This window comes from Rhizobium sp. TH135, from assembly GCF_002855515.1.
Lineage (GTDB): Bacteria > Pseudomonadota > Alphaproteobacteria > Rhizobiales > Rhizobiaceae > Allorhizobium.
The window spans coordinates 361,506-379,409 of record NZ_PKRP01000004.1 but is presented as its reverse complement, the minus strand read 5'-3'; the positions used below and the strand labels follow the sequence as shown (position 1 = coordinate 379,409).

The 17,904-nt window shown below is 62.4% G+C and carries 19 protein-coding genes; 17 read left to right on the top strand and 2 right to left on the bottom strand.

Annotated features, from left to right (window positions below):
- Window positions 1-119 precede the first annotated feature (119 nt).
- The 4 genes from pyrF to C0V73_RS23115 all read left to right on the top strand — a co-directional run bounded on the left by pyrF (window position 120) and on the right by C0V73_RS23115 (window position 2,612).
- The gene (gene pyrF, locus C0V73_RS14640) at window positions 120-824 is read left to right on the top strand and encodes an orotidine-5'-phosphate decarboxylase (RefSeq protein WP_102020718.1); all 705 of its coding nucleotides are present in this window, start codon (window positions 120-122) and stop codon (window positions 822-824) included.
- A gap of 24 nt (window positions 825-848) precedes the next feature.
- Complete coding sequence (locus C0V73_RS14635; protein WP_102020717.1) at window positions 849-1,136, top strand: DUF1330 domain-containing protein; 288 nt, start codon at window positions 849-851, stop codon at window positions 1,134-1,136.
- Between the two features lie 131 nt (window positions 1,137-1,267).
- Window positions 1,268-2,248 carry a complex I NDUFA9 subunit family protein gene (locus C0V73_RS14630; protein WP_102020716.1) on the top strand — a complete coding sequence of 327 codons (981 nt, stop codon included), beginning with the start codon at window positions 1,268-1,270 and terminating at the stop codon, window positions 2,246-2,248.
- A gap of 205 nt (window positions 2,249-2,453) precedes the next feature.
- Complete coding sequence (locus tag C0V73_RS23115; protein ID WP_167494938.1) at window positions 2,454-2,612, top strand: hypothetical protein; 159 nt, start codon at window positions 2,454-2,456, stop codon at window positions 2,610-2,612.
- A gap of 64 nt (window positions 2,613-2,676) precedes the next feature.
- Here C0V73_RS23115 and C0V73_RS14625 read toward each other — a convergent pair whose 3' ends face one another.
- A complete protein-coding gene (locus C0V73_RS14625) occupies window positions 2,677-3,483 on the bottom strand; it encodes an undecaprenyl-diphosphate phosphatase (RefSeq protein WP_102020715.1) in 807 nt (268 codons plus the stop codon).
- 141 nt (window positions 3,484-3,624) lie between these two features.
- Here C0V73_RS14625 and C0V73_RS14620 point away from each other — a divergent pair, with 141 nt between their 5' ends.
- The 13 genes from C0V73_RS14620 (at window position 3,625) to guaA (ending at window position 17,211) form a co-directional block, all read left to right on the top strand.
- Complete coding sequence (locus C0V73_RS14620) at window positions 3,625-4,317, top strand: glutathione S-transferase family protein (protein ID WP_102020714.1); 693 nt, start codon at window positions 3,625-3,627, stop codon at window positions 4,315-4,317.
- Between the two features lie 11 nt (window positions 4,318-4,328).
- A complete protein-coding gene (queG, locus tag C0V73_RS14615; protein WP_102020713.1) occupies window positions 4,329-5,483 on the top strand; it encodes a tRNA epoxyqueuosine(34) reductase QueG in 1,155 nt (384 codons plus the stop codon).
- Window positions 5,484-5,486: 3 nt separating this feature from the next.
- Entirely contained in the window at window positions 5,487-6,368 is an 882-nt protein-coding gene (locus C0V73_RS14610) for an SDR family oxidoreductase (protein WP_102020712.1), read from the top strand.
- A gap of 370 nt (window positions 6,369-6,738) precedes the next feature.
- A complete protein-coding gene (locus tag C0V73_RS14605) occupies window positions 6,739-7,101 on the top strand; it encodes a septal ring lytic transglycosylase RlpA family protein (RefSeq protein ID WP_172450182.1) in 363 nt (120 codons plus the stop codon).
- Window positions 7,102-7,470: 369 nt separating this feature from the next.
- Window positions 7,471-8,763 (top strand): RsmB/NOP family class I SAM-dependent RNA methyltransferase, encoded by a 1,293-nt coding sequence (locus tag C0V73_RS14600; protein WP_102020711.1) that lies wholly within the window; start codon window positions 7,471-7,473, stop codon window positions 8,761-8,763.
- Between the two features lie 123 nt (window positions 8,764-8,886).
- Window positions 8,887-10,167: an imelysin family protein gene (locus C0V73_RS14595; RefSeq protein ID WP_102020710.1), complete on the top strand. Its 1,281-nt coding sequence runs from the start codon at window positions 8,887-8,889 to the stop codon at window positions 10,165-10,167.
- 85 nt (window positions 10,168-10,252) lie between these two features.
- Window positions 10,253-11,743 carry a di-heme oxidoredictase family protein gene (locus C0V73_RS14590; RefSeq protein ID WP_245407989.1) on the top strand — a complete coding sequence of 497 codons (1,491 nt, stop codon included), beginning with the start codon at window positions 10,253-10,255 and terminating at the stop codon, window positions 11,741-11,743.
- Window positions 11,743-12,849, top strand: a complete 1,107-nt coding sequence (locus C0V73_RS14585) for an imelysin family protein (protein ID WP_102020708.1) — start codon at window positions 11,743-11,745, stop codon at window positions 12,847-12,849. The genes C0V73_RS14590 and C0V73_RS14585 overlap by 1 nt, the downstream gene beginning before the upstream one ends.
- A gap of 1 nt (window position 12,850) precedes the next feature.
- Window positions 12,851-13,927, top strand: coding sequence for a DUF1513 domain-containing protein (locus tag C0V73_RS14580; RefSeq protein ID WP_102020707.1), 1,077 nt, complete (start codon window positions 12,851-12,853; stop codon window positions 13,925-13,927).
- Between the two features lie 40 nt (window positions 13,928-13,967).
- Window positions 13,968-14,420, top strand: coding sequence for a TspO/MBR family protein (locus C0V73_RS14575; RefSeq protein ID WP_102020706.1), 453 nt, complete (start codon window positions 13,968-13,970; stop codon window positions 14,418-14,420).
- A 67-nt stretch (window positions 14,421-14,487) separates the two neighbouring features.
- Window positions 14,488-14,937: a PaaI family thioesterase gene (locus C0V73_RS14570; protein WP_102020705.1), complete on the top strand. Its 450-nt coding sequence runs from the start codon at window positions 14,488-14,490 to the stop codon at window positions 14,935-14,937.
- On the top strand, window positions 14,934-15,572 hold the full coding sequence (locus C0V73_RS14565) for a 5'-methylthioadenosine/S-adenosylhomocysteine nucleosidase (protein ID WP_102020704.1): 639 nt from the start codon (window positions 14,934-14,936) through the stop codon (window positions 15,570-15,572). The genes C0V73_RS14570 and C0V73_RS14565 overlap by 4 nt, the downstream gene beginning before the upstream one ends.
- A 76-nt stretch (window positions 15,573-15,648) precedes the next feature.
- Window positions 15,649-17,211 (top strand): glutamine-hydrolyzing GMP synthase, encoded by a 1,563-nt coding sequence (guaA, locus tag C0V73_RS14560; protein WP_102020703.1) that lies wholly within the window; start codon window positions 15,649-15,651, stop codon window positions 17,209-17,211.
- A 72-nt stretch (window positions 17,212-17,283) separates the two neighbouring features.
- On the opposite strand, the gene C0V73_RS14555 is transcribed toward guaA, so the two are convergent.
- Window positions 17,284-17,847, bottom strand: coding sequence for a methylated-DNA--[protein]-cysteine S-methyltransferase (locus tag C0V73_RS14555; protein WP_102020850.1), 564 nt, complete (start codon window positions 17,845-17,847; stop codon window positions 17,284-17,286).
- Window positions 17,848-17,904: the final 57 nt, after the last annotated feature.

Sequence of the window (17,904 nt, the reverse complement as noted above, 5' to 3'; positions counted from 1 at the left end):
GTGAACGGCCACTTTTGCGGAGAACGGGGGATCGTCGATCCCCCTGCCCCAGTCATGCTTGCGATTCCGCGCGCGGCATGCGAGTGGACGGGCATGGAGATCTGGCAGGAGTCTTTGTCTTGAGCGCACGTCACCGTCTCATCGTCGGACTGGATGTTCCGACAGTCCAGGAAGCGGAGCGCGTCGTCTCGACGCTCGGCGACAGCATTTCCTTCTACAAGATCGGCTACCAGCTGGCTTTTGCCGGCGGCCTGGAATTCGCCCGTGATCTTGCAAGGGACGGCAAGCAGGTCTTCCTCGACATGAAGCTGCTCGACATCGACAATACGGTTGCGTCCGCCGTCGAGAACATCGCGCGCATGGGCATGACCATGCTAACGCTGCATGCTTATCCGAAGGCCATGACAGCCGCTGTCAAGGCAGCCGAGGGATCCGGCCTTTGCCTGCTCGGTGTGACTGTGCTCACGTCGATGGACGAGCAGGATCTGACAGATGCCGGCTACGAATACGACCCGCATACGCTGGTTCTCAGGCGCGCAGAACAGGCACGCGCCGCCGGCATGGGCGGGATCGTCTGCTCGGCCGAAGAAGCGTCCGCCGTACGCGGCATCGTCGGGCCGAAAATGGCGATCGTCACCCCCGGCATCCGGCCGGCCGGTGCTGACAAGGGCGACCAGAAGCGCGTCATGACGCCATCAGACGCGATTGCGGCCGGCTCCAGCCATCTCGTCGTCGCGCGCCCGATCGTCAAGGCCGAGGATCCGAAGGCAGCCGCCCTTGCGATCCTTGCCGAGATGGACGAGGCACTCGCCAAACAGCCATAACGAAAGACAACCCGGGAGGAAGACATGGCCAAGGGCTATTGGATCGCACGCGTGGATATCCGGGACCCAGAACGCTACAAGGACTATGTCGCTGCCGCGAAACCCGCCTTCGAGAAATACGGTGCGAGCTTCATCGCCCGTGGCGGCGCCTTTACCCAGTTGGAAGGCCAGGCCCGGGCCCGCAACGTGATCATCGAGTTCCCGTCACATCAGGCAGCCGTCGATTGCTACAACTCGCCGGAATACCAGATTGCCGCCAAGATCCGCCAGGAAGTGGCGGATGCCGAGATGGTGGTCGTCGAGGGCGTTTGAGCCCCTCCACGCCTTCAGCGGAATGTCCCCAGGGTGCGGCTTTGACGGGCCTTTCCCCGGTCGGACGATTCGGCTAAGAGAGGCCAGATCGCGCATATCGTATGCGCCCATACAGTTCAGGGGAGCCGTCCATGACCTTGTCCAACCTTCCGCCGCTCGTCACCGTTTTCGGGGGCTCGGGCTTCGTCGGTCGGCATGTGGTGCGCACGCTCGCCAAGCGGGGCTACCGTATTCGCGTTGCCGTTCGTCGCCCTGATCTCGCCGGCTTCCTGCAGCCGCTCGGCAATGTCGGCCAGATCTCCTTCGTTCAGGCCAACCTGCGCTACCGCTCGTCGGTCGATGCCGCCGTCCAGGGCGCAGACCATGTCGTGAACTGCGTCGGCATCCTGTTTGAAAGTGGTCGCAACGGCTTTGATGCCGTGCAGGATTTTGGCGCCCGCGCTGTCGCGGAAGCCGCCCGTTCGGTCGGCGCGACGCTGACGCATATTTCGGCGATCGGCGCCGATGCCAAGTCGGACTCGGTTTACGCCGCCACCAAGGGGCGCGCAGAAGCTTCCGTGCAGTCGATCCTGCCTGATGCCACCATCCTGCGTCCTTCGATCGTTTTCGGCCCCGAGGACGGCTTCTTCAACAAGTTCGCTGCCATGGCCCGCATCGCGCCTGCGCTCCCGTTGGTTGGTGGTGGCAAGACGAAGTTCCAGCCGGTCTATGTGGAAGATGTCGCCGAAGTCGTGGCACGCGCCGTTGATGGCTCCATCGCCCGCGGCAAGATCTACGAACTCGGCGGCCGCGACATCGCGACCTTCAAGCAGTGTCTGGAAACCATGCTGGAGATCGTCGGCCGCAAGCGGCCCCTCGTGACGATCCCCTTCGGTATCGCCTCGATGATGGGCAGCATTGCCTCTGCCGTGCCGCTGATCACGCCGCCGCTGACCAGCGATCAGGTCAAGCTCCTGAAGAAGGACAATGTCGTCTCCGCCGCTGCCAAGGCCGAAGGGCGCACGCTCGAAGGTCTCGGCATCCAGCCGGTGACGATGGCCGCAATCCTGCCGACCTACCTCGTGCAGTACCGCGTGCATGGCCAGTATACGGGATCCGGCAAGGCGGCGTGAGCCGCCTTTTCCGGCGCTTCCGATCGGCTGCAACCTGCACCAGCGTTGCACAAAAGACGCAGCTAAACAAAGACCTGCGTTAACTCAGGATAAAGCAAAGTTCGCCTATTGATGGCGATCGTGGCAATGCGTAAAGACTGGCCCCCAACGGTCGGCCGGCGGCGGTTGCCGGCCCCTTATTTCAGACAGTCTCAAGAGGCATTTCATGGGCAAGTCCATCGCACTGTTCTTCGCATGTGCGGCGCTGGTTATCATCGCTGGCTCCTTCGTCGCGCCGACCACGGTTGCGGCCCGCAAGGACAATTGCTCGCCAGCCTATGGCATCGACCCCTGCTCGACGGCGTCTATTCCGTCGACCAACTGATTTCCCAAAATCAAAAAGGCTGCCCCTCGGGACAGCCTTTTCTCTTGTCTCGGACCTGTCGGCCTCAGCCGAACATCAGCAGCCCGAGAATACCTGCCAGGCCGACGGCGATCCGCCACCAGGCGAAGGGCGCATAGCCCCGTTTCGAGACGAAATTCAAAAGCCCCCGCACCACGAAGAGCGCCGACACAAAAGCGGCCACGAAACCGATCCCGATGATCATGGTGTCGTCGACCGTCAGCGCATTCCGGTTCTTGTAAAGATCGAGCGTGAAGGCGCCGAGCATGGTCGGCATGGCGAGGAAGAAGGAAAATTCGGCCGCCGAGCGCTTGTCTGCGCCGAGCAGCAGCGCGCCGACGATCGTGGCGCCCGAACGCGAAGTGCCCGGGATCATTGCCACGCACTGGCAAAAGCCAATCTTGAGCGCGAGCGACAGCGGATATTCTGTGACGTCGTGATATCGCGGCTTCAGCGGCAGACGGTCGATCCAGAGCAGGACGAAACCACCCAGGATCAGGACGATGCAGATGAGCATCGGTGTCTCGAAGAGCACGGTCTTGATGAAATCATGCGCGATGACACCGATCACGGCAGCGGGCAGGAAACCCAGAAGGACCGCACCGACAAAGCGGCGGCTCTCAGCACTTGTCGGCAGCGACAGCGCGATGCCTAAGAGCTTGGCAAAGTAGACGCTCAGGATCGCCAGGATCGCGCCCAGCTGGATAAGCACCGCAAAGGTGTTGCCGGGCGATTCAAAGCCGAGGAAATGGCCGGCCAGCAGGACATGGGCGGTGGAGGATACCGGCACGAACTCGGTCAGGCCTTCAATCAGGCCCAGGACCAGCGCGCTGATAATCGATTGATCTTCCATGAGGTCTCCTTCTAGGGGAAGGCAAAGTGATTTGCTTGTATTGCGGGAGCCGAAACCCTATAGCTTGGAAGCCGCGCTGATGACCAGCCGCTTCGACAGCCTGCGCTGCGGCCACTGAAAATTCCGAGAATCCGAGTTCCGATGCCGACCCTGTATCATCACACGATGTCCACCGCGTCCCGTTTCATTCGCCTGGTTCTGTCCGAATACGGCTTCCAGACGGATCTGGTGGAAGAGCAGACCTGGGAGAAGCGCAAGGAGTTCCTCGCCTTCAATCCCGCTGGCACGCTGCCCGTGTATGTCGACGACAACATGCGGGCGCTTTGCGGTCCGATCATTATCTCCGAATTCATCGACGAGACCCACGGCGTCTTGAAGCGCGACCGGCGGCTCTTTGCGGAAGACCCGTTCCAGCGCGCCGAGATCCGCCGGCTGACGGAATGGTTCCTGCAGAAGATGGAGCAGGACGTGACGAAGCCGCTGGTGCGCGAACGCGTTCACAAGCTGATCATTCCGAACGGCCTCGGTGGCGGTGCACCCGACTCGAAGGTGCTGCGCACGGCACGGTCCAACATCCGCCATCACATGAAGTACCTCACCTGGCTGTCCGGCTCGCGCCAGTGGATCGCCGGTGAGCGGTTGAGCTATGCGGACCTTTCGGCCGCCGCCGCCGTTTCCGTGCTCGACTATCTCGGCGAAATCGACTGGAACGAATTCCCGGTCGCCAAGGAATGGTATCAGCGGATCAAGTCGCGGCCATCCTTCCGGCCACTGCTTACCGAGCGCGTGCGCGGCATCACGCCTGTGTCGCATTACGCCGACCTCGACTTCTGACGGTTACTGTCATGGACGAGCCGCAGATCGATCCCAAGATCCGGAAGCGGCGGGCAGATCTCACGCGGTTTCTGCGCCAGGAGGCAGAAGCTCAAGGCTTCGATCTCTGTCGCATCACGCTGCCGGATGCCATTCCCGAAGCGCCGGCCCGGCTTGAAAGCTTCCTCGAGGCCGGCCGCCACGGCACCATGGCCTGGATGGAAGAGACTAGGGAGCGCCGCGCCGATCCACGCGTGCTCTGGTCCGAAGTTCGCTCCATCGTCATGTTCGGCATGAATTACGGCCCGGACGAGGATCCGCGCCTGCTGCAGGCGCAGCCGGAGCAGGCCGCGATTTCCGTCTATGCCCGTAACCGGGATTATCATGACGTCATCAAGGGGCGCCTCAAGGAAGTCGCGACACGCTTTGCCGCGCGCGCAGGCGCAGACGTCAAGGTCTTCGTCGACACGGCACCGGTGATGGAAAAGCCGCTCGCGGCGTCAGCCGGCCTCGGCTGGCAGGGCAAACACACCAATCTCGTCAGCCGCGACTTCGGCTCCTGGCTATTTCTCGGCAGTCTGTTCACCACGGCGGAACTCGAAATCGACGAAGCCGAGCCCGACCATTGCGGTTCCTGCCGGGCCTGTCTCGACGCCTGCCCGACAGACGCCTTCCCCGCGCCTTACCAGATCGATGCGCGGCGCTGCATTTCCTACCTCACGATCGAGCACAAGGGGCCGATCGACCCTGCACTGCGCCCCGCCTTCGGCAATCGCATCTATGGCTGCGACGACTGTCTGGCGGCCTGTCCGTGGAACAAGTTTGCCGCCGCGGCGCGCGAGATAAAGCTTATCGCGCGCGACGACCTGAAGGCCCCTGACATCGCCTTCTTCCTGACGCTGGACGATCCCACCTTCCGCACCTATTTCAGCGGCTCGCCGGTCAAGCGGATCGGGCGGGATCGCTTCGTGCGCAATGTGCTGATTGCTGCCGGCAATTCCGGCTCTCGCGATCTGGCGCCCGCCTGCGAAGCGCTGCTGGACGATGTCTCGGCGGATGTGCGCGGCATGGCGGTCTGGGCGCTGTCGCGGCTTTTGGCCGAGGAAGGCTTCCAGAGGCTCCGGATGGAGCATCTGGGAAAAGAAACGGACGAGACAGTCCGACAGGAATGGACGAGGGGGAGCTGACGCATGCGTTTGATGATTTTCGGAGCGGGATATTCGGGCAAGGCCATCGGCAAGCTCCTCGGCAGCGAGGGCGCCTCGGTCGCCGGGACCACACGGAGTGCCGAGAAGGGCAAGGCGCTCGAGGAGATGGGCATCCGGCCCTTCGTCTTCGACGGTGCGAGCCTGTCGGAGCCACTTCGTGCCGAGCTCTTGGAGACCACGCATCTCGTTCAGTCGATTGCCCCCGGCAGCGAGGGTGACCCGCTCATCCGCCTCTGCGGACAGCCGGGCATCAAGGCCTTGATGCCGAAGCTCGAATGGATCGCCTATCTGTCGACTGTCGGCGTCTATGGCGACCATCACGGCGCCTGGGTGAACGAGGATAGCGAGTTGAAGCCGGTCTCGGTACGCTCGGTGGAACGCGTCGATGCCGAGCAGGCCTGGCAGGTGGTGGCGGCGCGCGCCGGGCTTCCGCTTTCGATCCTGCGGCTCTCGGGCATCTATGGTCCCGGTCGCAACACCTTCATGAATCTGGCCAACGGGACCGCGCGCCGACTGGTGAAAAAGGACCAGGTATTCAACCGTATCCGCGTCGAGGACATCGCATCGGCGACCGCCTTCCTCGCCGGCCCGAAGACCGGCGGGATCTTCAATGTCACCGACGACATGCCCTCCCCGCCGCAGGACGTGGTGACCGAAGCCGCCCGCCTCATGGAGATGGATGCACCCGCCGAGCAGCCGTTTGAGACGGCAGAGCTGACCCCCATGGCGCGCTCCTTCTACGGCGAGAACAAGCGGGTTTCGAACGCCAAGATCAAGTCCCTCGGATTCAACTTCCAGTACCCGAATTACATTATGTCCCTGGCCGATCTACTTGGCTCCGGCACATGGAACCAACGGGGCTAAAACCGCGTTTCACGGGGTCAAACTTTGCGCTCAGAGCGCCAGAAAGCCTGCGCAGACGAGCGTCTGGCCCCGTCCGCACCACAATTTGGGCAGCAAATATGACGAATGAGCAAAATTTTTCTTTGCCGATTCCGTGAATGCCGCAAAAGGTGGAATCGTGAGTTTTTAATTCCGCGAAGAGTCATGGAATCAAACGATTTTTCCGTAAAATTCATATTTCGTTAAGGTAAAGATCCCACTCGCACTCATCACGAATGTTACATTTCGTAACTTTTCGTGATCGACTATGGGCACGTTTTTGCCATTTTTGACCCTGCCTAGCCGATGCCACGCAAAAAACCGCTCGTGTCAACGACTAGGGACGTAAAACTTGACGATCAACCGACGCTCTATTTTCGCCGCTGCAACTATTGCTGCACTCTGTGCTTTCGCGCCTCACAGTGCAAATGCGAAGTCTTCCTGCGGTGGTGCCTCCTGGTACGCACTGCATTCGAAGACCGCTTCCGGCGAACGTATGAACCCGGCCAAGCTGACGGCAGCCCACAAGAGCCTGCCTTTCGGCACCAAGGTGAAGGTCACCAATTCGCGAAGCGGCAAGAGCGTCGTCGTTCGCATCAATGATCGTGGCCCCTTCATCCGTGGCCGTGTGCTCGATCTTTCCAAGGCAGCCGCGCAGAACATCGGCATGATCCGCTCTGGCCACGCCAAGGTCTGCTACGAAATCCTGGGCTAATACCAAGTGTCGATGATAGGAACCCATAGGATCGGCTCGACCGCCCTTTCTGGCTAGGAGAGGTGCGAAGAGCGATGCTCTCGCATCGGTCAAGGAGCTCGACGACGCCAGAATGGGCGGGAAGCCGACCAAAGGTGGCTTCTTGCAGGCCCCTGGCGTTGTTGCGCCGCTTGGACGATGCGACAGCATCGCCCGGCGCGCCGCGCCGAGCCAGAGACCTGCAATAAGCCATCCTATCGGTTCCGATCATCGACACTTGGTATAAGTGCCCCGACATCCGGGAGCGGCGATCGATCACTCGGGCTTTAGGCGCTTGCTCTTGCCCGTGATCGCCGCTACCACGCTCTCTTCTTTCAGAGGAGAATAACCATGCGTCTGGGCGGCCGTCTTGCCGGTGCGATTGAAGTCTTGAGCGATATCGAGACCCGTCGCCGTCCCGTTGCCGATGCCCTCAAGGATTGGGGCCTTTCGCATCGCTTTGCCGGCTCCGGCGATCGTGCGGCAATCGGCAATATTGTCTACGACGCACTGCGCATGAAGCTCTCCCATGCGTGGCTGATGGACGACGACAGTGCCGGTTCGCTCGGCTGGGCCGTTCTCCTGCGCCAATGGGGCATGAGCCTTGAGGCTCTGCAGGCCGAATTCGAAGGCGACAATTTTGCGCCCACAGCCCTGACCGAAAGCCAGATCCAGGCCTTTTCGAGCCGTGATCTCTCCGACGCACCCTTGCAGGTCCAGGCCGACATTCCCGACTGGGTGCAGCCATCCTTCGAGCAGGCCTTCGGGGACGACTGGCTGGCAGAGGCACAGGCGCTGGCCACGCGCCCGACGCTTGATCTGCGCGTCAACACGCTGAAGGCCAATCGCGACAAAGTCGTGAAGGCGCTCGACCGTTCCGGTGCCCAGGCCTCTCCGATCGCCCGTTTCGGCATGCGGGTGCCGGCCGGAGAAGGTCCGTCGCGGCTGCCGAACGTCACGGCCGAACTTAGCTTCCAGAAGGGCTGGTTCGAAGTGCAGGACGAGGGTTCGCAGATCGTGGCCGATCTCGTGACACCGCGCGAAGGCGACCAGGTGCTCGACTTCTGCGCCGGCGGTGGCGGCAAGACGCTCGCCATGGCGGCTGCCATGAACAACAAGGGTCAGGTTCACGCCTATGACGCCGACCGCAAGCGGCTGGCGCCGATCATCGAGCGGTTGAAGCGCGCCGGCACCCACAATGTCCAAGTCCATGACAGCACCAAGGGGCTTTCAAGCCTGAAAGAACGCTGCGACCAGGTGCTGGTCGATGCGCCGTGCACCGGTACCGGCACATGGCGTCGTCGTCCCGACACCAAGTGGCGCCTGACCGACCGGAACCTGCAGGAACGCGTGGCGCAGCAGCAGGAGGCGCTCACCGAGGCCTCGACCTTCGTCAAGCCGAATGGCTCCCTGCTTTATGTCACCTGTTCGGTGCTGCCGGAAGAAAATGACCGCCAGGTCCAGGCCTTCTGCGAGGCCAATCCGAGCTTCGAGATCGTCTCCGTGGTTGAAGACTGGACGCGTCTGTTCGGGTCGTCAGCGCCGAAGCCGCGCTCGGCGGATGGCAAGACCGTGACGCTCAGCCCCGCCAGCATGGACACAGACGGCTTCTTCTTCTGTCGCATGCGCCGTCGCCCGACGTGATTTGACCATCGTCAATTCCAACGGTTGTTTCTTATAGTCGACTGTTTGACACCAGTTTCTTTTTGCGCGAAGACATGGCGGTCCGTTCAATACGAGGCGCCATCGGCGCCGCAGGGAGACACCATGATCCGGAAATCCGTCATCGGCGCATCGATCGCGCTGCTGGTCACATCGGCTGCCATCTTCGCTGGTCCGGCGCTCGCCGCGCCGGCACCCAAGGACGTGCTGACCCACTACAGCGCGCTGGCTGAAGCCAAGTTCCAGGATGCGCTTTCGACCGCCAAGGCACTCGATGCCGCCATCGACGCGCTGATTGCCAAGCCGAGCGACGAAACGCTGAAAGCCGCACGCGCGGCCTGGATCGCCGCCCGCGTGCCCTATCAGCAGACCGAGGTCTATCGCTTCGGCAACCCGATCGTTGACGATTGGGAAGGCAAGGTGAATGCCTGGCCGCTGGATGAAGGCCTGATCGATTACGTCGATGCTGCTTACGGCACCGAAAGCGACGGCAATGCGCTTTACGTCGCCAACGTCATCGCCAGCCCGAAGGTCAAGATCAACGGCGATGAGGTCGATGCCTCCGAGATCACGCCGGAGTTTCTCGCCGAGACGCTGCATGAAGCCGGCGAAGTCGAAGCCAATGTCGCAACCGGCTATCATGCCATCGAATTCCTGCTCTGGGGCCAGGATCTGAACGGCACCGGTCCGGGTGCCGGCAACCGCTCCTTCACCGATTACGACACGGCCAATTGCACCAATGGCAATTGCGACCGCCGCGCCGCCTACCTGAAGGCCGCTTCCACGCTGCTGGTCCAGGACCTCGAAGAGATGGTCGCTGCCTGGGCGCCAGAGGGCGAAGCGACGAAGGCTGTTCTCGCCGACGAGCAGAAGGGCATTTCCGCGATCCTCACCGGCATGGGCTCGCTCTCCTACGGCGAACTCGCCGGCGAGCGCATGAAGCTCGGCGTGCTCTTGCATGATCCGGAAGAGGAGCATGATTGCTTCTCCGACAACACGCATGCCTCGCATCTGAACGACGCCATCGGCATCGCCTCCGCTTATACCGGCGAATACACCCGCGTCGACGGCACCAAGATGACAGGTCCATCACTCTCGGAGCTGGTTGCCGCCAAGGATGCCGCACTCGATGCGGAAATGAAGGGCAAGCTTGAGAAGACGCTCAATGCAATGAACACGATGGCCGAGCGCGCTCAGGCCAAGGAAGCCTATGACCAGATGATTGGCGAAGGCAATGCCGAGGGCAATGCCACCGTGCAGGCCGCCATCGACGGCCTGATCGACCAGACCCAAACCATCCAGCGCGTCATTGCGTCGCTGGATCTTGGCACGATCGAGCTTGAAGGCTCCGACAGCCTTGATAATCCTGGCGCCGTCTTCCAGTAAGTAGCAAAGGCGGGCCGCCCCTTTCCAAGGGAGCGGCCCGATCCCCCTCATGAGAACTCGCAAGGCCATCCTCGCCGGCCTCGGCATGCTTTTGACGACGGGCCTCACGATCTCGCCCGTTGCCGCCGAAGAGGCTGTCGGGCGGACCGACCTGACGCCGAAGGACACGTCCCGCGTCATCGCCGTGACCCGTCCGACTGGCGACTTCAGCAAAGCCGAGAGTTTCGAACTGATGCAAGGCGGGGCCGGCACGTCCCCACGCGGTGTAAGCGCGGACTCCTTTTCCGATTTTTCCGCCAATATCACCTTTGCCGAGGAGCAGGAGTTCAAGCTCGGGAACGCACTGTTCCGCAAGCTCTGGGTTTCCTCCCCTTCCTCCACCCAGGCGTCCGACGGCCTTGGGCCCCTGTTCAACGCGCGGGCCTGTCAGAGCTGTCACCTGAAGGACGGGCGCGGCCATCCGCCGGAAGGCGATCGCGACCATACCTCGATGTTCTTCCGCCTCGCGCGGCCGGCCGCCACGGCAGAGGAACAGGCAAGGCTTGATCGGCTCGACATCGCCTCGTTGCACGACCCCGTCTATGGTGGCCAGCTTCAGGACCAAGCGATCCCCGGCATGGCAGCCGAAGGGCGCATGGAGATCACCTATGCCGAGGAGCCGGTGACGCTATCAGGCGGCGAGACGGTGATGCTGCGCCGCCCCAGCTATTCCGTCAGCGATCTGAATTATGGGCCGCTCGATCCGGGCACGGTGCTGTCGCCACGTATCGCCAATCCAATGATCGGGCTCGGCCTGATCGAAGCCATCCCCGAGGAAGACATCCGGGCGCTCGCCGATCCCGATGACCTCGATGGTGACGGCATTTCCGGACGCGCCGCCCGCGCCCGCGATCACCGCACGGGTGAGATCAAGCTCGGCCGCTTTGGCTGGAAGGCGCAGAACGCTTCGGTGCGCGACCAGAGCGCCAGCGCCTTTGCCGGCGACATCGGTATTTCGACGCCGGATGATCCCAGGCATTTCGGCGACTGTACCGAAAAGCAGACCTCGTGTTTCGAGGCAGCGACCGGCGTACAGCCGCGGCTGGGCGATACCGAAGGACCTGATCCGGTGCTCGATCTCGTGACCTTCTACGCCAAGAACCTTGCCGTGCCGAAGCGCCGCAATGTCGACGACGCCGAAGTCCTGAGCGGCAAGGAAATCTTCTATGCGAGCGGCTGCACCGCCTGCCACCGACCGAAATTCGTCACCAGCCGGAAGGCTGAAAACAAAGCGCAGGCCTTTCAGCTGATCTGGCCCTATTCCGATTTTCTGCTGCATGACATGGGCGAAGGTTTGGCCGATGGCCAGGCCGTGGGGGATGCCACCGGGCGGGAGTGGCGCACGCCGCCGCTCTGGGGTATCGGTCTGACGCAGGTGGTCAGCGGCCACAGCTTCTTCCTGCATGACGGCCGGGCGCGAAACCTGACCGAGGCTATTCTCTGGCATGGCGGCGAGGCTGAAGCCGCCCGCAACGCCTTTGCCGCTGCCAACCCCGAGGACCGCAAGGCCCTGATCACGTTTCTGGAGTCTCTCTGATGCGGTTTTTCACGCGCCTTGTGCTTCTCTCCACGATGTTGCTGCCCCTGCCAGCCCTGGCTCAGGAATCGAACTCGACCGCTGGCGTGCTTGACGCCGCCAAGGTGCCGGCCGTGATGGCGCGGGCCGTCGACGGTTTCATCCGTCCCGGCTACCGCCATTTCACCGAAGAGGCTGCGACCATGGAGGAATCCATGGCCATGCTGTGCGAGGCGCCCTCCTCTGAAAGCCTGCTGAATGCGCAGTCGACCTTCGGCGATCTCGTCGAGGCCTGGTCGCGGATCGAGATCGTGCGGGTCGGCCCCGTACTCGATGACAACCGCTTCGAGCGGATCCTGTTCTTCCCCGACCGCAAGGGAACCGGGCTGAAGCAGGTTCAGTCTGCCCTTGCCAAGCCCGATCCGAGCGTCACCTCGGTTGAGACACTGAAGGGCAAGAGCGTTGCCATGCAGGGGCTTGGCGCCCTCGAATTCGTGCTCTTCGGCACGGGCTCGGAAACGCTGACGGCCACCGAAAGCAATTATCGCTGCCAGTATGGCACAGCGATCGCAGCCAACCTGCAGCGCCTCGGCTCAGAACTCTCTGCCGCCTGGGATGCCCCCGATGGTGTGGCAGCCGCCTGGAAGGCACCGGGGCCCGACAATCCGCTCTACCGCGACGAGGCGGAGGCCGCCAAGGAGCTGCTCGGCGTGCTCGTGCATGCGGCCGAGACGATCCGCGACCAGCGCATCGAGCAATTCTACAAGGGTGACCCGAAAAAGGCACTGCCGCGCCAGGCGATCTACTGGCGCTCGGGCAATACCTTCCGCTCGATCACCGCCAATATCGAGGCTGTGCGTGCGCTGCTCGACACGTCGGGCATGGTGGAGCTTCTGGCGGAGAGCAATCGTTCGGTCGTCTCCTCGACCGATTTCGTCGCCCGTTCTCTGTCGCGGGTGTCAGCCGACATCAAGCCCGATGTGGCGAAGGTCTTCGAGGATCCGGCCCAGATCGCCAAGCTCGACTTCCTGCTGCTCAACAGCCGCGACCTGATCCTGAGGCTCAACAACGATCTCGGTGGCGGGATCGGGCTTGCCGCCGGCTTCTCCTTCTCCGACGGCGACTGAGATGATCGCAACGCCGCTGATCAATCGCCGTGCCTTCCTGCGCTCTGCAGGCCTCGCCTTTATGGCAGGCCTGGCGCCCCGTTCCGCCTATGCGCTTGAACGGACGGACGCGGTCTATGCCAGTGGCCTCAAACGTGCAGACGGCAGGTTTGCCTTAGGGCTTGTCAGCGAGGCCGGCAGCCTGATCGACGAGTTCGCGCTGCCGGGTCGCATCCATGGTCTCTGCCACAGTGCCGCAAACGGGCTTTCGGTTGCCTTTGCCCGCCGACCGGGGACCTTTGCCGTCATCTTCGACGCCAAGAAGGCTGTTGAGCCGCGCATCATCGCCGCTGCGGAAGGCCGTCACTATTTTGGCCATGGCGCCTTCTCGCCGGACGGTCGGCTCTTCTATGCGAGCGAAAACGACTTCGACGCCAATGCCGGCGTGATCGGGATCTACGACTGCATCTCCGGCTTCGAGCGCGTGGGCGAGGTGCCGGCCCATGGCATCGGCACGCATGACATCACCGTCACGGCAGACGGTCTCCTGGTCATCGCCAATGGCGGGATCGAGACCCATCCCGATTTCGGCCGGACCAAACTCAATCTCGACCATATGGAGCCCTCGCTGGTTCTGGCCGATGCCAAGACCGGTGCGCTGATCGAGAAGCACACACTGCCTCCGGAACTCCGCCAGCTCTCCACCCGGCATCTCGACGTGGCCGCCGACGGCCGCATCTGGTTTGCCTGCCAGTATGAGGGGTCGCGCACGGATCGGCCGCCGCTGGTTGGATATTTCTCCAAGGGTGAGCCGGTTTCCTATGTCCAACTGCCGGACGAGACGACCGACCGGCTCGGCAATTATGTCGGCGCCATCGCCGTCAACCGGACAGAAGGCCTCGTCGGTATCGCTTCGCCAAAGAATGGCCTCTGGGCGGTGCTGGATGGCAAGGACGGCCGGCTGATTTCAAAGACGGTTTTGGTGGATGCAGCGGGCATCGCGCCCTCGCCCACAAGCTTTGCCGTCTCGTCCTATCGCGGCGATTTTCTCGACCAGACGAGCAAGGTCGCCTGGGATCAGCATATCATCCGCCTTTGAGATGCTGGCCAAGCCCGACCTTCCGCCCTAGGTTCCCACTATGTCCAAGATCCTGAGCTACATTCTCTTCATCGGTTTCGTCGTCGGCGCGGGTCTTCTCGCCGGCCTCACCAACACGCCGGGCGACTGGTATCAGTCCCTCGAAAAGCCGTTCTTCAACCCTCCCTCCTGGCTGTTCGGACCGGTCTGGACCACACTCTATGTGCTGATCGGTATCGCCGGCGCCCGGATCTGGCAGCGCGCGCCGAAATCGGCTGCCATGCAGCTCTGGTTCGCCCAGATGGCGTTCAATCTGATGTGGTCGCCGGCGTTTTTCGGCCTGCAGAACCCGGAATTGGCGCTCATCGTCATCGTGGGCATGCTGGTGACGATCATCGCCTTCATGGTCAAGGCAAAGCCGATCGACCGGGTCTCGATGCTGCTCTTCGTGCCCTATCTCGCCTGGGTGGCCTTTGCCAGCCTGCTCAATCTCTCGATTGCCTGGCTGAACTGAATTTCCATTTCGCTGGCTTGCTTGCCCCGAACGGCCATGCCAATTTCGCCGCCGAAGGGGACAATGCATGGTGGACTACGATCAGGAAGCGGTCGAGGCGCGCATTCGGCAAAGCTTTGCGCGCCAAGGGGCGATGGAGACACTCGGGGCAGAGCTCACGCGGATCAGCCCCGGCGTCGTCGAGATCGAGCTCGCCTATGACCGCAAGCTCACCCAGCAACACGGCTTCCTGCATGCCGGCGTGATTTCGGCCGCACTCGACACCGCCTGCAGCTATGCGGCCTATACCGTGATCGAGCAGGAGGCCTCGCTGCTCACCATCGAGTTCAAGGTCAACCTGATGTCGCCGGGGCGCGGCGAGCGTTTCCTGTTTCGCGGCGAGATCACCAAGCCGGGCTCCAACATCATCGTCGCCGACGGGCGCGGCTATGCACTCACCGACGGTCCGGCCAAGCTGATTGCCTCGATGACCAGCACGATGATGGTGATCCGCGGACGAGAGGGGATTTCCGGATGACCTACGAGATGAAGCCGATCGCCGGCAAGAATGTCCTCTTCGTCATGGCAGCCGATGCCGAATATGGCGTCTTTCTGCGCACCCGGATCTCGCCGCTGATGACCGGCGTCGGACCGGTGGAGGCCGCCGTCGTCCTGACGAAGGAACTCGCCCGCCTCTTAAGCCATGACGATCTGCCGGACCTCGTCGTCTCGCTGGGTTCAGCCGGATCGGCAACGCTCGAACAGGCCGAGATCTACCAGGTCTCGGCCGTCTCCTATCGCGACATGGATGCCTCGGCCTTCGGTTTCGAGAAGGGCAAGACGCCGTTTCTCGACCTGCCGGTTTCCGTCGAACTGCCACTCCGGATACCCGGTATCCCGGCGGCCACGCTTTCGACCGGTGCGAACGTCGTTTCGGGTGCTGCCTACCAGTCGATCGACGCCCAGATGGTCGACATGGAGACCTTTGCCATCCTGCGGGCCTGCCAGAGCTTCGGCATTCCGCTGATCGGGCTGCGCGGCATTTCCGATGGCCGCCATGACGTCAACCACATCGACGACTGGACGCAATATCTGCATGTCATCGACAAGAAACTGGCGCTCGCCGTCGACGGCTTGCAGACGGCGCTGGAAGACGGCGTCTTCTGGTTCTGAGCAGGCGCACAAAAAATCGAGATTGTCTGGGCATTCTGCCATTGAAAGATGGGCCCGTTTTCTTTAAAGGCTCGCCATGACCCAGACAGCACATCCCGACAGTGTTCTCATCGTCGATTTCGGCAGCCAGGTAACGCAGCTGATCGCCCGCCGCGTTCGTGAATCCGGCGTCTATTGCGAAATCGTCCCCTTCCAGTCCGCCGAAGAAGGCTTCCACCGGTTGAAGCCCAAGGCGATCATCCTGTCGGGAAGCCCCGCTTCCACGCTCGATGAGGGCAGTCCCCGCGCGCCGCAGGTTCTGTTCGACAGCGGTCTTCCAATCTTCGGCATCTGCTATGGCCAGCAGACCATGTGCGCCCAGCTCGGCGGCAAGGTCGAAGGCGGCCATCACCGCGAATTCGGCCGCGCTTTCCTCGAGGTCGAACAGGATTGCGAACTCTTCAGCGGTCTCTGGTCTGTCGGCTCCCGCCACCAGGTCTGGATGTCCCATGGCGACCGCGTCACCGCGATCCCGCCGGGCTTCAAGGTGCTCGCCACCTCTTCCAACGCGCCGTTTGCCTTCATCGCCGACGAGGCACGCAAGTATTACGCCGTGCAGTTCCATCCGGAAGTTGTTCACACGCCCGATGGCGCGAAGCTCATTCAGAACTTCGTGCAGAACATCGCCGGCGTGAAGGGCGACTGGACCATGCATGCCTATCGCCAGAAGGCGGTGGAGCAGATCCGTGCCCAGGTCGGCGATAAGCGCGTCATCTGCGCTCTCTCGGGCGGCGTCGACTCGTCGGTCGCAGCCTTGCTGATCCACGAGGCGGTCGGCGACCAGCTGACCTGCATCCTCGTCGACCACGGTCTGATGCGCAAGAACGAGGCAGCCGACGTCGTTGCCATGTTCAAGGAACACTACAACCTGCATCTCATCCATGTGGATGCCGTCGACAAGTTCGTCGGCGAGCTGGAAGGTGTCAGCGACCCGGAAACCAAGCGCAAGATCATCGGCCGCCTGTTCATCGAGACCTTCGAGGACGAAGCGAAGAAGCTCGGTGGCGCGGATTTCCTCGGTCAGGGCACGCTTTACCCTGACGTCATCGAAAGCGTCTCCTTCACCGGCGGTCCGTCGGTGACGATCAAGAGCCACCACAATGTCGGCGGCCTGCCCGAGCGCATGAAGATGCAGCTTGTCGAACCGCTGCGCGAACTCTTCAAGGACGAAGTGCGCGTGCTCGGCAAGGAGCTCGGTCTGCCGGATTCGTTTATCGGCCGCCACCCCTTCCCGGGTCCGGGCCTTGCCATCCGCTGCCCGGGTGGTGTCACCCGCGAAAAGCTCGACATCCTGCGCGAAGCCGATGCCATCTATCTCGACGAGATCCGCAAGGCGGGCCTCTATGACGCGATCTGGCAGGCCTTTGCCGTGCTATTGCCGGTCCAGACCGTCGGCGTCATGGGCGATGGCCGCACCTACGAGTTCGTCTGCGCCTTGCGCGCGGTCACCTCGGTCGACGGCATGACCGCCGATTTCTACCACTACGATATGGAATTCCTCGGACGGGCTGCTACCCGCATCATCAACGAGGTCCGCGGCATCAACCGCGTCGTCTACGACGTGACGTCGAAGCCTCCGGGCACGATCGAGTGGGAATGAGGCGCAGGCCTCAACTCTGACAACGTCAATAGAACGGAGGGCCATCGCCCTCCGTTTTTTCTTGGCCCCTTTTCAGAAGCCGAAGGATTGCTGGGCCGGGGTGGTGTCCGGCAATTCGACACCTTCCAGCTCCAGCATACGCTGCTTTGAGTCCGATCCGCCGGGGCCGGAAAAGCCACCGATCTTGCGACCCGCCGCCAGAACCCGGTGACACGGGATGATCAGCGGGATGGGGTTCTTGGCCATGGCCTGGCCGACCGTCCAGGCGCCTGCCGGCCCAAGCTGAAGCTCTCCGGCGAGGCCGCCATAGGTCGTCGTGCTGCCCCAGCCGAGACGAAGAGTGGCCAGGTAGATCTGTCGGTACAGTTCCGTCTGGGCGGAAAGGTCGAGGCGTAGATCGGAGAAGTCGCTGCGTTCACCTTCAAAGTAGCCTCGCACACGATCGATGACGACTGCGATGTCCGCGGTCGGAGACAAGCGCTCCGCACCCGTAAAGCGCCGACGAATGGGGCGCTCTGCCTGCTCCGGCTCGTCACCCGGCAGATGAAAGCCGCAAATGCCCGCATCGGTCCAGGCGATCGCACAGGTGCCACTCTTCGTTTCGAACACCGCAAAAGCGTGGTTGGTCGCCATGATCAAGCATCCTCTCCTGACGCCACAGGTTGGCCCGCTCTCCGCGATCGATCAACCCGT

Bases quoted from the DNA above. Each gene is read 5' to 3' on its own strand.
- C0V73_RS14635 (WP_102020717.1), top strand. From the start codon at position 849: ATGGCCAAGGGCTATTGGATCGCACGCGTGGATATCCGGGACCCAGAA.
- queG (WP_102020713.1), top strand. From the start codon at position 4,329: ATGGACGAGCCGCAGATCGATCCCAAGATCCGGAAGCGGCGGGCAGAT.
- C0V73_RS14610 (WP_102020712.1), top strand. From the start codon at position 5,487: ATGCGTTTGATGATTTTCGGAGCGGGATATTCGGGCAAGGCCATCGGC.
- C0V73_RS14600 (WP_102020711.1), top strand. From the start codon at position 7,471: ATGCGTCTGGGCGGCCGTCTTGCCGGTGCGATTGAAGTCTTGAGCGAT.
- C0V73_RS14630 (WP_102020716.1), top strand. From the start codon at position 1,268: ATGACCTTGTCCAACCTTCCGCCGCTCGTCACCGTTTTCGGGGGCTCG.
- C0V73_RS14580 (WP_102020707.1), top strand. From the start codon at position 12,851: ATGATCGCAACGCCGCTGATCAATCGCCGTGCCTTCCTGCGCTCTGCA.
- C0V73_RS23115 (WP_167494938.1), top strand. From the start codon at position 2,454: ATGGGCAAGTCCATCGCACTGTTCTTCGCATGTGCGGCGCTGGTTATC.
- C0V73_RS14570 (WP_102020705.1), top strand. From the start codon at position 14,488: ATGGTGGACTACGATCAGGAAGCGGTCGAGGCGCGCATTCGGCAAAGC.
- C0V73_RS14590 (WP_245407989.1), top strand. From the start codon at position 10,253: ATGCTTTTGACGACGGGCCTCACGATCTCGCCCGTTGCCGCCGAAGAG.
- C0V73_RS14585 (WP_102020708.1), top strand. From the start codon at position 11,743: ATGCGGTTTTTCACGCGCCTTGTGCTTCTCTCCACGATGTTGCTGCCC.
- C0V73_RS14620 (WP_102020714.1), top strand. From the start codon at position 3,625: ATGCCGACCCTGTATCATCACACGATGTCCACCGCGTCCCGTTTCATT.
- guaA (WP_102020703.1), top strand. From the start codon at position 15,649: ATGACCCAGACAGCACATCCCGACAGTGTTCTCATCGTCGATTTCGGC.
- C0V73_RS14595 (WP_102020710.1), top strand. From the start codon at position 8,887: ATGATCCGGAAATCCGTCATCGGCGCATCGATCGCGCTGCTGGTCACA.
- C0V73_RS14625 (WP_102020715.1), bottom strand. From the start codon at position 3,483: ATGGAAGATCAATCGATTATCAGCGCGCTGGTCCTGGGCCTGATTGAA.
- C0V73_RS14565 (WP_102020704.1), top strand. From the start codon at position 14,934: ATGACCTACGAGATGAAGCCGATCGCCGGCAAGAATGTCCTCTTCGTC.
- C0V73_RS14575 (WP_102020706.1), top strand. From the start codon at position 13,968: ATGTCCAAGATCCTGAGCTACATTCTCTTCATCGGTTTCGTCGTCGGC.